The 13,873-nt window shown below is 70.4% G+C and carries 16 protein-coding genes; 7 read left to right on the top strand and 9 right to left on the bottom strand.

The genetic code is table 11. The features are described from left to right. Positions 1-2 precede the first annotated feature (2 nt). Entirely contained in the window at positions 3-809 is an 807-nt protein-coding gene (locus tag CF15_RS08755; RefSeq protein WP_070807802.1) for a phosphoribosyl-AMP cyclohydrolase, read from the top strand. 10 nt (positions 810-819) lie between these two features. Here CF15_RS08755 and CF15_RS08750 read toward each other — a convergent pair whose 3' ends face one another. Continuing rightward, complete coding sequence (locus CF15_RS08750) at positions 820-1,050, bottom strand: hypothetical protein (protein WP_269082798.1); 231 nt, start codon at positions 1,048-1,050, stop codon at positions 820-822. 57 nt (positions 1,051-1,107) lie between these two features. After that, positions 1,108-2,016: a ribonuclease Z gene (gene rnz, locus CF15_RS01675; protein WP_058370246.1), complete on the bottom strand. Its 909-nt coding sequence runs from the start codon at positions 2,014-2,016 to the stop codon at positions 1,108-1,110. Positions 2,017-2,102: 86 nt separating this feature from the next. Here rnz and CF15_RS01670 point away from each other — a divergent pair, with 86 nt between their 5' ends. The 3 genes from CF15_RS01670 to CF15_RS01660 all read left to right on the top strand — a co-directional run bounded on the left by CF15_RS01670 (position 2,103) and on the right by CF15_RS01660 (position 4,416). Next, positions 2,103-2,573 (top strand): hypothetical protein, encoded by a 471-nt coding sequence (locus tag CF15_RS01670; protein WP_058370245.1) that lies wholly within the window; start codon positions 2,103-2,105, stop codon positions 2,571-2,573. A gap of 90 nt (positions 2,574-2,663) precedes the next feature. Further along, positions 2,664-3,188, top strand: a complete 525-nt coding sequence (locus tag CF15_RS01665) for a hypothetical protein (RefSeq protein WP_058370244.1) — start codon at positions 2,664-2,666, stop codon at positions 3,186-3,188. Between the two features lie 157 nt (positions 3,189-3,345). Continuing rightward, positions 3,346-4,416, top strand: a complete 1,071-nt coding sequence (locus CF15_RS01660; RefSeq protein ID WP_058370243.1) for a formate--phosphoribosylaminoimidazolecarboxamide ligase — start codon at positions 3,346-3,348, stop codon at positions 4,414-4,416. 42 nt (positions 4,417-4,458) lie between these two features. On the opposite strand, the gene CF15_RS08745 is transcribed toward CF15_RS01660, so the two are convergent. The 5 genes from CF15_RS08745 to CF15_RS01640 all read right to left on the bottom strand — a co-directional run bounded on the left by CF15_RS08745 (position 4,459) and on the right by CF15_RS01640 (position 9,014). Beyond that, positions 4,459-4,620, bottom strand: a complete 162-nt coding sequence (locus tag CF15_RS08745) for a hypothetical protein (RefSeq protein WP_168371204.1) — start codon at positions 4,618-4,620, stop codon at positions 4,459-4,461. Continuing rightward, positions 4,617-5,069 carry a PIN domain-containing protein gene (locus tag CF15_RS01655; protein WP_058370242.1) on the bottom strand — a complete coding sequence of 151 codons (453 nt, stop codon included), beginning with the start codon at positions 5,067-5,069 and terminating at the stop codon, positions 4,617-4,619. Before CF15_RS01655 ends, CF15_RS08745 begins: the two co-directional genes overlap by 4 nt. Before the next feature lie 80 nt (positions 5,070-5,149). Continuing rightward, positions 5,150-6,745, bottom strand: a complete 1,596-nt coding sequence (locus tag CF15_RS01650; protein WP_058370241.1) for an ABC transporter permease family protein — start codon at positions 6,743-6,745, stop codon at positions 5,150-5,152. Then, positions 6,709-7,974 carry a thiamine ABC transporter substrate-binding protein gene (locus CF15_RS01645; protein WP_168371203.1) on the bottom strand — a complete coding sequence of 422 codons (1,266 nt, stop codon included), beginning with the start codon at positions 7,972-7,974 and terminating at the stop codon, positions 6,709-6,711. Before CF15_RS01645 ends, CF15_RS01650 begins: the two co-directional genes overlap by 37 nt. A gap of 86 nt (positions 7,975-8,060) precedes the next feature. Continuing rightward, positions 8,061-9,014 carry an MBL fold metallo-hydrolase gene (locus CF15_RS01640; RefSeq protein ID WP_058370239.1) on the bottom strand — a complete coding sequence of 318 codons (954 nt, stop codon included), beginning with the start codon at positions 9,012-9,014 and terminating at the stop codon, positions 8,061-8,063. Positions 9,015-9,148: 134 nt separating this feature from the next. Here CF15_RS01640 and CF15_RS01635 point away from each other — a divergent pair, with 134 nt between their 5' ends. Then, positions 9,149-9,622: an SWIM zinc finger family protein gene (locus tag CF15_RS01635; protein WP_058370238.1), complete on the top strand. Its 474-nt coding sequence runs from the start codon at positions 9,149-9,151 to the stop codon at positions 9,620-9,622. Here the strand turns inward: CF15_RS01635 and CF15_RS01630 are convergent. Next, on the bottom strand, positions 9,619-10,131 hold the full coding sequence (locus tag CF15_RS01630) for a metallophosphoesterase (RefSeq protein ID WP_058370237.1): 513 nt from the start codon (positions 10,129-10,131) through the stop codon (positions 9,619-9,621). The two genes, CF15_RS01635 and CF15_RS01630, sit on opposite strands and share 4 nt — an antisense overlap. 90 nt (positions 10,132-10,221) lie before the next feature. Between CF15_RS01630 and CF15_RS01625 the strand changes: the two genes are divergently transcribed. Together CF15_RS01625 and CF15_RS01620 are read left to right on the top strand one after the other, a co-directional pair. Then, positions 10,222-10,503: a winged helix-turn-helix domain-containing protein gene (locus CF15_RS01625; protein WP_058370236.1), complete on the top strand. Its 282-nt coding sequence runs from the start codon at positions 10,222-10,224 to the stop codon at positions 10,501-10,503. Positions 10,504-10,587: 84 nt separating this feature from the next. Then, positions 10,588-11,991 carry an ATP-binding protein gene (locus tag CF15_RS01620; RefSeq protein ID WP_058370235.1) on the top strand — a complete coding sequence of 468 codons (1,404 nt, stop codon included), beginning with the start codon at positions 10,588-10,590 and terminating at the stop codon, positions 11,989-11,991. Here CF15_RS01620 and CF15_RS01615 read toward each other — a convergent pair. Continuing rightward, the gene (locus CF15_RS01615; protein ID WP_058370234.1) at positions 11,988-13,820 is read right to left on the bottom strand and encodes a GltB/FmdC/FwdC-like GXGXG domain-containing protein; all 1,833 of its coding nucleotides are present in this window, start codon (positions 13,818-13,820) and stop codon (positions 11,988-11,990) included. The two genes, CF15_RS01620 and CF15_RS01615, sit on opposite strands and share 4 nt — an antisense overlap. Between the last annotated feature and the right edge of the window lie 53 nt (positions 13,821-13,873).

Below are 13,873 nucleotides of genomic sequence, written 5' to 3'. Positions count from 1 at the left end.
GGATGGCTGAGGGCGAGGCCCCCAGGGGGAGGCTGGTACCCGTAGCCGTGGTGGACGCAGTGACCGGCGAGCCCCTCATGCTAGCCTACGCCAGCGAGGAGGCGCTGAGGCTCACAGCCGAGACGGGGCTGGCCCACTTCCACTCCAGGAGCAGGGGCAGCCTCTGGCTCAAGGGCTCCACCAGCGGCGGCGTCCTCGAGGTGCTGGAGGTCATCCTCGACTGCGACCGGGACGCGGCAGCCTACGTCGCCGCGCCGAGGAGGCACGTCTGCCACCTGGGGAGGAGGAGCTGCTTCCACAACCACCTGGCGGACCGGAGGGGGGAGATGCTCGAGAGGCTACTGGAGGAGACGAGGCCATACACGAGGATCGAGGGCGGCAGGGTGGCCCACCCCCTCGCCACCTGGAGGCCCCCGCCCAGCCCCCTCCTGGCAGCCCTGGCGGCAAGCCTCCTGGCCGAGAGGATACGCGCCAGGGCGGGGGCAGGGGTCACGGCGCTCCTCGCCCCCGAAGGGCCCAGCTCGCTCCTAGCACTCCTCGCGGCCCAGAGGCTGAAGGCAAGCCTCCACCTCGCCGCGGGCGGCAGGGTCCCCGAGTCCCTGGGGGAGCTGGACCGCGTCGCAGTCTACGCCCCCGACCCGGCCACAGCCCAGAAGCTGGCGGAGGAGGCGGAGAAGCGCTCGGCGACCCCCGCAGCCGTGACAGCCCTCCTCGCCCCCGAGGGCGAGGCCCCCGAGGGCGTCGACGTGCTCATAGAGGCCAGCCCCGGGCACCCGCCGGGGCTGAGGCTGCGGGCCCCCCGGGCCTAGAGGGCGAGGGCTAGAAGGCGTAGAAGGGGACATTCTCCTGGGGCTGGGAGAGCCCAGCCCTCGCGTAGAGGTGCCTCCCACCCCGGTACAGCATGGAGATGAACAGCGGCTTGTAGCCCTGCCTCGGCGAGGCGAGCCCAGCCAGCCACCCGCCACGCTGGAGAACCAGGGACTTCACAACCTTACTGCTAGCAGGCGGAAGCACCACATCACGGGGAGCAACAAGCCGGAGACGAGCCACACCAGGCCAAACACACAGCCGGCAAACCCCCAGCCCGCAACCCCGGAGGGGCTGGGTTTATGGCCGTATTGGTAGTTTGGCTAGGTCCTCTGCTGCTATTGTCCTGGGGAATATTCTCCGGGCTTCGTCGAGTAGGGGGCGTGTTGTCCTGTAGCGGGCGCTGATGTGGGTTAGTATTAGTAGCTGTGCTCCCGCCTGCTTTGCTATTGTTGCTGCGTCCTTGGCTGTGCTGTGGCCTTTCTCGTGGGCTTCGCGGGCGTATTCGCTGGTGAAGGTGGAGTCGTGGATCAGTATTGTTGTGTGTTTGGCTGCCTTTATCGTTGCCTGGCTTGGCCTTGTGTCCCCGGTGTAAGTTATTGATGCTCTTGGCTTCTCCTCTACCACGTCTTCCGGGTATATTATCTTGGTGCCTATTCTTACTGGCTCGTCTCGCTGTAGTCTTGCTAGCTGGGGTCCTGGCTGTAGGCCTAGCTTCCGTGCTTTCTCGAGGTTTATTCTGGGTTTTCTCCTGGGCTCCTGGATCCTATATCCTAGGGCTGGCACGGTGTGGTCGGCTGGGAAGGTTTTTGCTTCTAGGCCGCTGGGGAGGTGGAGGGTCTGCCAGGGTGCCGGCTCGGCGATGTATATGGGGTAGCTTGGGAGCCAGTGGGTGAGCTTTGACGCTGCCTCGATCAGCTCCTTTAGGCCGGGTGGGCCTGCTACGAGGAGTGGCCTCCTGCGGCCCTGCATGGCCATTGTCTGGAGGAGGCCGGGGAGCCCGAGGACGTGGTCGCCGTGGAGGTGGGTGATCAGCACTGCCTCGACCTTTAGGGGGCTTAGGCCGGCCCTGGCCAGGGTGTGCTGGGTTCCCTCGCCGCAGTCGAGGAGGACTATGCTGCCGCGGTAGACGAGGGCTATGGAGGGGAGGCCGCGGTGCCTGGCTGCCAGGGCGGCGCCGGTGCCGAGGAAGACTAGGCCCAGCTCCATGGCGTCTCCCCTCTCCCTGGCCCCTCGGGGCCCCGGGTGGTATCAAAACCCCTCCCCTGGCCCCTGGGGGCTGGAGGACGCTTGGGATGCCTCTGCCGGGGCGCGAGGAGCTGGTTGAGGAGGCTCGGAGCGTGCTCGAGAGGGCCCTGCTGAGGATCCACGGCCGGGGCGAGGAGGAGCTGGTGCGGGAGGCTCTCGCGGACGCCCCGGAGGCCTACGCGGAGCTGCTCACCGGCTACCTTGAGGACCTGCGCCGGCTCTACCGCGAGGCCGGCGCGGGGGAGCCGGGGGAGGAGGAGCTGGCCGGGCACCTGGAGAGGCTCCGCGGCCTCCTCCGGGCGGCCCTCGACTGCCTGCTGCACCCCAGGCTGGTGGACGGCTTTCTCGCGGAGATCTCCAGCGCTGAGGGGAGGAGGCACGTGCTCATCCGCTGCCTCGGCTGGGAGAACCGCCACCTCCTCATCGAGGGCGGGAGGGACGAGGACATAGCCTACGCGCTGCTCCCCGTGGAGGACCCGGCGCGGCTCTACCGGGAGATGCTCGGCCGCGGGGAGTGAGCCCCCCGGGCGGGGAAAGCCTCTTCTACGTCATACATCACAAACCATATCGAGCGAGTTCATGCTGGAACCCCTGGAGGGGTCGACGCCGTGAGGTACACGACCCTGGCTCTGGCCGGCCTAGTCGCTTCGGCTGCCGCCCTCGCCCTGCTAGCCGGCTTCGCCACCACCCGGAGCCCGCTGAACAGCTTCTACGCGGTGGGCGGCGCCGAGGCGCCCAACGAGCCCGTGAAGATAACCGACAGCCTCATTCACAGCGTCTCCCCCGCCGCCGGCGCCCAGGGCAGCCAGGACATGGGCTACATAATAGTCTGGCGCGAGCCGAACGACGTCAACATCGTGAAGCTGGGGGTAACCCTGGCTAATGCCGAGCAGCTGAAGAACTACTTCGACTACTTCACCGTCATGATAGACCACTGCCGCCACAACAGCACCAAGGGCATGGTGAGCCTCGACAAGCCTAGCACCGTGGTGGTGCTGGACACCGACGACTTCGACGCCGACGGCAACCGGACATCATACCTATGCTTCACCGCCTACTACGAGGCCAAGGAGGGCATGCTGTTCGACAGCGTGCCCGTGGCGTTCAACTTCCAGGTGCTCAGCACCAGCTAAGGCTGGGCGGGGGCGGCCCTACAGCCCTCCCGGGTTTTTCTCCTCGCTCCATCCCCGGTTCTCCACTCCATCACACGGCTCCTGGCCCCCGGGCTCCTCCGGGCCCTCTTTTTACCCCCTGGAGGAGCCCTGGGCAGCACCCCCTGGGGCTGCTGGGTTGGCCCGGGCTAGGAGCCCTGGGAGGGAGGTGGTTAGGGGCTACGACCCCTCCAGGGTAAGGCTGGCTGTGCCGGCGAGCCACTCGGCGCTCCAGCTGCTCCGCGGCGCCAGGGACGAGGGTGTCGAGGCCATCCTCCTCGCCGCCAGGAGGTACTACGAGTCGATATACTCTAGGTTCCCGTGGCTCTACAGCCGCGTGGTGGTTGTGGACTCGTGGGGGGAGCTGCTGAGCGGCAGGGTTGTGGAGGAGCTTAGGGAGGCTAACGCCGTGCTTGTGCCCCACGCCAGCCTGATAGAGTACGTTGGCGCGGAGAGGCTGCTGGAGCTCGAGCTCCCCATGCTGGGGAACAGGTATCTGCTGGAGATAGAGGCTGACTGGGAGAGGAAGCTGGGGCTCCTGGAGGAGGCCGGGATTGAGACGCCGCGGAGGTTCCGGAGCCTCGGGGAGGCGGCCGAGGCCGGGGCGCCGGTTATAGTGAAACTCCCGGGCGCGAAGGGGGGCCGGGGCTACCGGCTGGTCTCGCCCCGGGAGGCCCGGGGGCTTGAGGGGGCGCTGCCCCAGGGGGCTGTGGTGCAGGAGTACGTGGTGGGGGTGAGGCTCTACAGCCACTTCTTCAACAGCCTTGTCCACGGGAGGGTGGAGCTGCTGGGCATGGATTTGAGGCTGGAGAGCAACGTGGATGGGCTCCAGCGGCTCCCGCCCCGGCTGGTCGAGGAGCTGGGCATAGAGCCCAGCTACACCGTGGTGGCCAACGTCCCGGTGGTGGCTAGGGAGAGCCTCCTGGCCAGGGTGCTGGACTACGGGGAGAGGTTCGCCAGGGCGGTTGAGAGGGAGACGGGCTACCCGCTCGTCGGCCCCTACAGCCTGGAGGGGGTGGTGACGGAGAGCCTGGAGTACAAGGTGTTCGAGTTCAGCGGCAGGATAGTGGCCGGCACTAACGTCTACACGGGGCTCCAGACGCCCTACGCCAGCCTCTACTGGAGCGAGCCCATGTACATGGGGAGGAGGGTGGCTAGGGAGCTGAGGGAGGCGGCTGCGAGGGGGATGCTGGAGCAGGTGGTCACCTAGCCGCCAGCGCCTCCGCTATCTCGCAGGGGGCGTCGGTTACGATTACGTCCACGCCCATTCCCGCGAGCCTCCTCGCCCCCGGGGGTCGTTCACCGTCCAGGCGGCCACGGCGAGGCCGCGGCTATGCAGCTCGCCGACCAGGGTGCGGGAGAGGTGGCGGCGGAGCCACCTGGCCGTGTTGGCCCTATGCCCCATCACGATCAAGCCTGCCCTGTCTCCTCGCCAGCCCTCCCATGTGCCCCCGGGGCCCCGGGGATGGGGAGCAGCTCGACCCCGTGCCGGGCGGCGAGCCTGGCCATGCCCCGGTCCAGGGTCGCCAAGGGGAGGCCTAGGCGCCTGGCCACCGAGACCACTAGGAGGTCCTCGTAGCGCCGCGGGTCGCGGAGGGCGAACCACACGTCATCGAGCCTCACGGGCTCCACCCTGACGCCGCGGGCTAGGAGCCAGCCCACCCTGGAGCCAGCCGCGGCGGCGCCGAGGCGGCGGCGCAGGCTCCACACCAGCTCGTGGACGACGCTGCTCGGCACCACGGCCGCTATCCTCGAGGCCAGCAGGGCCGCCGGGCCGTGGTGGGGGTCCTCCTCCACTAGGAGGGCGTGCAGCACGCTGGTGTCGACCACGGCCTCGCGCTCCGGCCCCGTCCTCCCCGCCAACATCCCCCCAGGGGCCCTGTGGCGCGGCGCCGGTGTAGATTACGGTTACCCGCCGTAGGCTCTAGCCGCTGCAGCCGCCGCTAGAGGCGCCCCTGGCCAGCCAGCCTCCCCGCCGCCGCCTGCGCCAGGAGTATGGCTGAGAGGCTCATAGCCTCGAGGATGAGGGCCGCCAGGCAGGCCTCGTGGAACAGCCTCCCGGCCGAGAGGAGCTCGTAGACGAGCACTGTCATGCTCCAGGTGGCCGGCACCGACACCACTATGCTCGCGCCGAACTCCCCGAGGCTCGCGGCCGCCGCCAGCCCGGCTGCCATGGCGGCCACGGGGGCCGTGGCGGCGAGGATGTGGCGGAGGAGCCTGGCGCCCCGGAGCCCGAGGAGGAGCATGGTGTCGCCCACCTCCCGCTGGAGCCTCCCCCAGGCCTCGGCCAGCACCCTGCTGGCCAGGGGGAGCCCCGCAGCCGTGTGGGCCAGCACTATCAGGAGCCTGGAGGCGTTGGCCTCGCCGAGGAGCCGGGAGAGGGGCCGGAAATAGGCGAGGCTGGCCGAGACCCCGTAGGCGACGGGCGCCACCGCCACGAGGGAGAGCGCAGCCACGGCGAGCCTCCCGCCCGAGGCGGGGACCCCCAGAAGTAGGGAGAGAGCGGTGGCGGCGGCCGCGTAGGCGAGGCTGTTAGCCACCGCCCCCGCCAGCCCCGGGCCCGCGGCCGCGGCCTCCAGCAGCCTGCCGGGATCCGCCCCCGCGGCCTGCACGGCGAGGGCGGCCACCGGGGCGTAGAGGTAGGCGGTGACCAGCGCCGAGTAGGAGGCGGCGGCGAGCCTCCAGCCCCGGCTCAGGGGCAGCGAGCCCTCGCCCCGGGCGGCGAGCGGGCTGGAGGGGAGCCCCCGGGCGGCGCGCAGAAGGAGCATCGAGGCGGCGGCAGCGGCCCCCAGCTCCAGGAGGGCGAGGACGGGGACGAGGCCGGCCAGGCCGGGGAAGCCGCGGTAGACGACGTAGAGCCAGGCCTCGAGCGTGTAGTAGCGGTACGCCGCGCCCTCCACGAGGAGCGGCGCCGCGCTGGTGGCGGAGTAGAGGAAGGCTATCCCCCAGGCGTAGAGCGCGACCCTGGCGGTGAGGGGGAGGAGGACGCGCAGCCAGAGCCTGGCGCCCCGGAGCCCCAGCATCCGGGCGTGCTCCGCCACAGCGGCCTCGGTGGAGCCCGCCGCGGCCGCAGCCAGCGCGGCGGCGAGGCCTATGTTGAAGTAGCTGTGGAGCGCCAGCACCCCGGTCCAGCCCCTGGCCAGCGGCTCGAGCCAGGGGAGGAGCCTGGAGGCCAGCCCGCCCTCCCCGTAGAGGGCCCTCATCCCCGCGGCGACGGCCGCTACGGGGGACATGAAGGGGGCTAGGCTGGCGGCCACCGCGGCCCTGGCCGCCCTGGAGCCGTAGAAGCCGGCGAGGACACCGAGGGGCCAGCCCACTGCGACGGCCAGGGTGGCGCTCGCGGCCGCCTGGGCGAGGGTCCAGGCCAGCACCCGGGGCAGGCTGAAGGGAGGGGGCCAGCCCGGGGGCCAGAAAAGGGCGAGGGCCAGGGCTAGGGGGAGGGTGTAGAGCAGCGCCACCAGCCACGCCGCCGTGGCCAGGGCGCCGCCTAGCCTGCCGAGGCTCAGCCGCTCATGATCAGCAGCCAGTCGCGGAGCCACTCCTCAAGCTCCCCCGGCCCGGCCCTGAGCCCAGTGTTAGCCAAGGTGTCGACGCTGCCGAGCCCCATGGCGTAGCGGTAGAAGCCTGGCAGCCTGGCGTCGCCGCGGACGGGCATCATCCACTGGCTGGTGGGTATCCTGTCCTGCACCTCGTGGCTGAGCAGCCAGTCGACGAACCTCCTAGCCTCCTCGAGGGGCGCCCCCTTGATCACCGCCGCGCCCTCCACCTGGACCCAGCCCACCCTGGAGCCGTTGGCCACCAGCACGGTGGCCTCGATGCTGGGCTTCTCGCCGCGGCCCTTCCTGGCGTTGTACCAGGCGCTGTAGGCCGGGTCGGTGCCGTAGCTCACTACTATCGCCCTGGGGCTCCCCTCCCTGTAGAACTCGTCGTAGGCGTCGCCCCAGCTGGGGGCCACCATTACGCCGCGGCTCTTCAGCTGCTTCCAGAGCTGCTTCCAGTCCCTGCCCTCCATCCTGGAGACGGCTATGGTGTAGAGGAGGAAGTTGAGCCCCGTGCTGCTCTGCGTCGGGTCCTCCACTACCAGCCTCGGGGCCAGCTTCACCAGCTCGTCCAGCGTCACCCCGTCGCGGAGCATGGCCTTCTCGGTCTCGTTGAGCCTGGAGGGGTCGTAGACCAGTGCTATGAGCCCGTAGTCCACCGGGGTCGCGCAGCCCTCCGGGTCGAGGGCCCTGACTAGCTGGGCCGGCGCCTGGGGCGAGGCGTAGCACTCCACGAGCCCGCGTGCCTTGAGCTCCGAGAGCAGCAGCGGGTCAACGCCCACCACGACGTCGGCTGTCCTAGCGCCGACCCTCTTCTCGGCTATGACCTGGGCCACCATGGAGCGGGCGCCTTTGAACTTGCGGAGCACCACCTTTATCCCGGTCTCCCGGGTGAAGTTCTCCACGAGCTTGTCGAATAGCTTCGGGTCTTCTCCCCAGGCCATGAAGTCCTCGTAGACGTAGACCAGGAGCTCCCGCGCCGGCTTGGTGGTGGCTGTGCCAGCCGCGGTGGCCCAGGTGCCCGTGGCACCGGTGGCCACCGTCCTGGTCACAGTCCTGGTGACCGTTGCAGTGGTGGTGACGGTGACCGTCTTGGCGGCTGTGCCGGCCTCTCTGCTGGAGGCTGCGTAGTAGGCGGCCGCTATGATTGCTGCTACGAGCACTGCGCCGGCTATTAAGTAGAGGCTCCTAGAGGCCATCGCCGCGCCTCCCTCCGCCGGGTGCTCCACCGCTCCATCCGGGGCCGGGCGCCGTAGAGGAGGCTATTCAACGCTACCATAACCCGGGTATCGCTGTGTCGTGGCCGCCCGGGGGGCTAGCCCCTCCCCCGGAGTCGCTTCAGGTAGTCTACGAAGCCGTGGACCGAGAGTATGAGCATGAGGCGGCCGTAGGGGCTCCTGCCGAGCCTCTCGTAGAGCCTCCTGGTGTAGGCGTCGCGCCCGGCTATAGCCTGGAGCGTCTCCTCGGCCGTGAGCCCCTTCTCCAGCGCCTCCCGGGCCGCCTGCTCCCAGGCATCGAGCTGCCTCTCGTGCAGCTCGAGCACCTCCCCGGGCCCCACGCCTATGTGGGTTGGCGCAACCCTGCCAGGCCCCAGGGCCTTCATGCGGCGGAGGCTCTCCCGGTACATGTCCAGCCTGAGGGGCGGCGGCGTGGTGGGCGCCAGGCCCCCATCCAGGGGGTCGTACATGCCGGCGGAGTCGCCGGTGAAGAGGAGCTTCTCCTCGTCTCCCCCGGAGGCGGGCTCGAGCACCAGGCTCTGGTGATGGCTCGCGTGCCCCGGGGTGTGGAGCACCCGGAGCCTTGCCGCCCCCAGTGCTATCTCCTCGCCGTCCCCCGTCTCAGCCACCACGCCGGCGGGGGCCGGCTCGGGCTCGCCGTAGAGCAGGGCCAGCTCCCCGAGGGTCTTGCGCGCGGCCGGCCAGAGCCTGGAGGCCGGGTCGACCAGGTGGGGCGCGCCCCTGGGGTGGGCCCGGATCCTCGCCTCCAGGCCCCTCGCGTGGAGGAGCCTCGCCACCCGGGCGGCGCCGCCGGCGTGGTCCAGGTGGACGTGGGTAACTATCACCTCTACGCGCCTCCCCCTCGCGGCCCTGGCCGCCGCCTCCGCCACCGCCTCGGCGGTGGAGGCGGGGCCCGTGTCTATGACCGCCACCGCCGGGCCGCCGGCGTCGACTATGTAGGAGCGTATGTAGTCGACTCCGAAGCCCTCGGGTGTCGCATCCAGCACCTGGACGAGGGCGTAGCCCAGGTCTAGGGTCTCCAGCGGCTCCACGGCCCGGGACCCTCCCTAGGCGCTGCGTGGCCGGCCCCCTTAGGGCCTCCGGCGCGGCGGCTCCACGGCCCTCGTCACGCCTCTATATAAGGCTACGCCGCGCCTCTACAGGACGGGCCCAGGGGGCGGCGGCGGTGGCTGTGCTCAGGGCTTCGAGGGAGTATACCTGGCTCCGGAGGCTGGGCGTCGAGGACCGTGACATCATCCGGGCGCTCCGGCTCGCCCGCCGCTCGACGCTGGTCAGCATAAACCGTGAGGCGGTCGTGGCTGTGCCCAGCCAGAGGCTAGGCCTGCTCCCCAGGGAGAGGCTGGTGAGCCACACCGACCTCCTCGAGCTGCTCCGGGGCGGCGGCCACAGGGTGACTGCTGCGAGGGTGGGCAGGCTGCCGGAGGAGCAGCAGCTCTACCTGGTCCGTGTCACTCCGAGCGGCGCCTCCTGCAGCTGCCCGGCGACTAGGCTGGCCGGGGACCCGCTCTGCATCCACAAGCTGGCCGCGGCTGTGCTCCTCTACCGGAGGGGCCGCCTCGACCTCCTCGGCTGGCTCCCCGGGGCGGTGGAGAGGAAAAAACGGTGGAGGCTCCTCCAGGCCGGGGGCGCCCGGGCCTAGAGCTCGAGCACCCTGGCCTCCATGGTCTCTGTGTCCAGTATGGCGGCCGTCCTCCTCCCGGTCAGGCAGCCGCAGGCCTCGCCGGGGTTCAGGACCAGGGTTGAGCCAACCCTCCTCACATCCACCTCGTGCGTGTGGCCGTAGAGGACGGCGTCGTAGCGGCCGCTGCGGGCCAGCGCCTCCACCAGCTCCCGGGTCTCCCCCGCGGGGCCCTTGCCGTGGACCATCACTATCCTCCTCCCCGCCAGCTCGACCACGTGGGGCCAGTCGTGTATCTCGTAGCCCAGGCTCTCAGCGGTCCTCAGCAGGCCCAGCCTCTCGCCGCAGTTGTTCCCGTAGACCGCTATCAGCCTCTTCACGCCCTCCCTGCTGAACCTGCGGAGCGTGAAGGGGGCCACTATGTCGCCCAGGTGGAGCACCAGCTCGGCTCCCTGCTCCAGGAGGAGCCGGGCCGCCTTGGCCACAGCCTCCTGGTCGTCATGCGTGTCGCTCACAACGCCGACTATCACGGGGCCCGCACCCCAGGCTGTACGGGGCCCGGGGGACCAGCGTCCTAAGGTATAACGCTGACCCAGGTGCCAGTGTCTACACGGGGTAGTATGCGGGCCGAGCTACTAGCGGCGGGGAATGGGGGCGAGGAGCCGAGGCTTGTGGAGCCGGGGCTGGATGAGAGGGACCGGAGGATACTCGAGCTGCTCCGGCGCCGCGGCCCCCTGGGGGTCAGCGAGGTGGCCCGGCTCCTCGGTGTGAGCAAGTCTGTTGCCTCCCGGAAGCTCCACAAGCTCCAGTCGATGGGGCTTGTGGAGAGGGCTGTGGTCGATGGGAGGGTCCTCTACCGCGCCGCGCGGATGGAGACGAGAACATGTAAAAACAGGGATTGACATGTTATCTGGTTACCTCTGGATGTAGTACAGTCAGGGTATAATACTCGGCGTGTAGCATCCGGGAGCCCGGGGCGCCGGGGAGTGGTGGACCCGGGCTTCTTCATCGACCGCGCCGGGGAGCTGGAGGCGCTGGAAAGGCTCTGGAGCCGGGGCGAGCCCGGGCTCGTAGTGGTCTACGGGAGAAGGCGGGTGGGGAAGACGAGGCTCATCCTCGAGTGGCTCCGCGGCAGGCCCCACGCCTACTTCCAGGCCGGGCTCTGGAGCAGCAGCCAGAACCTCGAGGAGCTGGCGCGGAGCCTCGAGGAGCAGCTGGGGCTCGGGGGGCTCTCGAGGCTCGGGTTCCGCAGCCTCCGCGACCTCCTCCAGCTCGCCTCCAGGCTCCTCGAGGGGAGGAGGGCCGCTATAGTGCTGGATGAGTTCACCTACTGGCTCCGCGTCTCCCCCTCCGTGGCCTCCGACCTCCAGTGGTTCGTGGACCACGTGCTCCCCGGGACCCGGCTGCTCCTAGTGATCTCCGGGAGCCTGGTCGGGCTGGTCGAGAGGGACCTGCTGGGCGGCGGCGCCCCCCTCTACGGGAGGGCTAGGCTCCGCCTCCGGCTGGGCGAGCTGCCGGCCTGGTGCCTCCCCTACTTCGCGCCACGCTACGGGGAGGAGGACCTGGTGAGGCTCTACGCGCTGCTGGGCGGCGTGCCCCAATACCTCCGGCTGATAGACGACTCCACCGCGCCCGTGGAGGCCTACCTCTCGCTCTTCGGCCCCGGGGGCGCCCTCTCGGACGAGCCCCTCTTCCTCCTCCGCGAGGAGTTCCGCGACCCCCACCCCTACCTGGCCCTCCTCCGCGCCCTGGCCCAGGGCGCCACGGGCGTCGGGGAGGCGGCCTCCAGGGCCGGGATGCCGGCCAGCCACGCCTCCCGTTACCTCCGCGTGCTCGCCGACCTCGGGCTGGTGGAGCGCGAGACGCCCCTCTTCAGCCGCCGGGGGCTCTACCGGGTCGGGGACAGGCTGCTGCGCTCCTGGCTCTACCTGGTGGAGCCCCTCTGGAGCGGCCTGGCCGAGGGCCTGCCCGGGGCCCGCCGCGAGGCGGTGCGGAGGGCCGAGCAGCTGGCCGCCGAGGCCTGGGAGAGGCTTGCCGCCGGCCACGCTGTCTCCAGGCTATCGAGGGAGCTGGGGCTCGAGCCCACGCTGGCCGGCAGGCTCCTCCACCGCGGCCTGGAGGTGGACCAGGTCGTAGTAGACGAGGAGTCCAGGAGGCTGCTGGCGGTGGAGGCTAAGTGGTCCCTGCTCTCGGGCGGGGAGGCCGCCCGGGTGGCGAGGGAGACCCTGGCGAGGCTCTACGCCGCCCTCCCCCGCCGCTACCACGGCTACCGGGCGGAGGTGGCCCTCTACCTCCGGGGGCTCCGGGGCCCTGAGCCGGTGGAGGCGGCCGCGGTGGTCACCCCGAGGGATATGCCGTGGCGGGACGGCTGCCCCCAGGCCGGGGGCTAGTGCCCCACCCTGGCGGCGTTTATCACGGTGTACTTGTGGGTGAGCAGCTCCTCAACGTCCAGCGCCACCCCGGTGGCGTCCACGTGGCTCCTCAGTATCTTGCCCAGCTCCTCGACCTCGTCGCCGCGGAGGTAGCGGTACTCTGCATGGGGGTAGCCCACGTGGAGCACGCCCCAGAGCTTCGCCAGCCTTTCGAACTTCTCCCCCAGGGCCTCCTGCAGCTCGTCCACGGTCTGGCTCTGGAGGGCGCGGCTCATCTGCTCCCTGGATATCTCGCCCCGCTCAGCCATAGCCCTTATGTAGCGCTCCACCTGGCTCCTCGGCGGCGCCTTGCCTATGTGGCTGAGGGGGACGCGGCCACGGATGTAGATCCTCCCGCCCACCATGCCGCTGGCTATGTAGCGGCCGGCCCTGCCGAGGACCACTATTGTGCCCCCCGCCATGAACTCGCCGAGGTAGTCGCCCACGTCGCCCCTAACCACTATCACCCCGCCCTTCATCTGGACCCCCAGCCTGTTGCCAGCGTCCCCCAGTACGTGGAGCTCCCCGCTCCTCATAGCCTGGCCGGCGGTGTCCCCGACGCTGCCATAGACTACCACCCGCGAGCCCTCCATGCTGTCGCCCAGGTCCTCCTGGGCGTCCCCGTAGATCCTGGCGTCAAGGCCCCGGACCAGGTTAAGGCTAGCATTGCCCACGATGCCCCACAGCTCGAGCCTCCCGGGGCCCAGCCCATTGGCCACGTAGCGGTGGCCGGCCAGGTTGTAGGCGGCCGCGTAGCCTGCCCGCTCGAGCATGGCTGCGAGGGCCTGGTTCAGCTCAACCCTGCTCATCCTGCTGGCGTCCACCGCCCAGGCGGGGGGCCTGGGCGGCTCGGGGAGCGGCTTCCCCCCGGCCAGCCCCCGCGCCTCCACCTCGCCGTCCGGGTAGACCACCACGTAGCCCCCGCCGCGCAGCATCCGGGGCCTGGCGGCCGGGTTCATCGCCTTGACCGCCGCCGCCTCGCTGGCCACGTAGACCCGGTCCTCGGTCACGGTCACGTAGAGGGGCCGGAGGTGGTGCTGGTCCACGAAGGCGCCGAAGACGGGGCCCCGGGCCTCACCGTGGATGTATATGACCGCGTGGGGCCCGTCGAGCCGGGCCCAGCGGGGCCCGCGGGCGCCCGAGAGCACCTCGGCCACGTCGGCGGCCGTGTAGCCGTCGCGGAACAGCATCTCTATCAGGTAGGCTATCACCTCGCTATCGTTGCCCGTGAACTTCTTCAGCCCAAGGCGGTACTGGACGAGCCTCCGGTTTGACCCGTAGCTGCTGAGGTCCCCGTTGTGCACTATCACCGTCTCGCCCATGGAGAAGGGGTGGGCGAGCCAGGGCTGGAACCCGGGGCTGTTGGTGGGGTAGCGGGTGTGTCCTATCCACGCCCTCGCCTCGCGGCCCCCGAGCCGGTAGGCGGAGGCCACCTCGCCCGGCCAGCCTATGCTCTTCCACACCTCCAGGTAGCGGGAGGCCTGGAGGACCCAGAGCCCCCCGAGGACCTCCGCCGGCGGATAGTCGGCCAGGAGCCACTCGTCCACCGCCACCCCGTGGCCGAGGTCCACCAGCCTCCTAGGGCCGGAGACGGCCAGGGGGCCTAGGAGCCTCTCCTCCGCCTCCTCGTCCACCCCCACGCGGGTGAAGACGCGGACGCGCACTAGGCCGCGGGGCTCGGGGCTGTAGGCAGCGTAGCCCGCGCCGTGCTCGGTGCCCCTCTCCCTCATAGCCTCCAGGGCCTCCACGACCAGCCTGGAGCTGACCGGCCTCTCGTCGAGGCTGGCCACGCCGGCTATGCCGCACACGCCTGCACCACCCCTCCGGGAGCGTGGCGTCCACCCTAGGCCCTCTCCCCGGG

The sequence above is a fragment of the Pyrodictium occultum genome (assembly GCF_001462395.1).
Taxonomy (GTDB): Archaea; Thermoproteota; Thermoprotei_A; order Sulfolobales; family Pyrodictiaceae; genus Pyrodictium; species Pyrodictium occultum.
Note: the sequence above shows the minus strand (reverse complement) of the source record. Positions and strands in the feature narration are given on the sequence as shown.

Bases quoted from the DNA above. Each gene is read 5' to 3' on its own strand.
- CF15_RS08755 (WP_070807802.1), top strand. From the start codon at position 3: ATGGCTGAGGGCGAGGCCCCCAGGGGGAGGCTGGTACCCGTAGCCGTG.
- CF15_RS01625 (WP_058370236.1), top strand. From the start codon at position 10,222: ATGCGGGCCGAGCTACTAGCGGCGGGGAATGGGGGCGAGGAGCCGAGG.
- rnz (WP_058370246.1), bottom strand. From the start codon at position 2,016: ATGGAGCTGGGCCTAGTCTTCCTCGGCACCGGCGCCGCCCTGGCAGCC.
- CF15_RS01670 (WP_058370245.1), top strand. From the start codon at position 2,103: ATGCCTCTGCCGGGGCGCGAGGAGCTGGTTGAGGAGGCTCGGAGCGTG.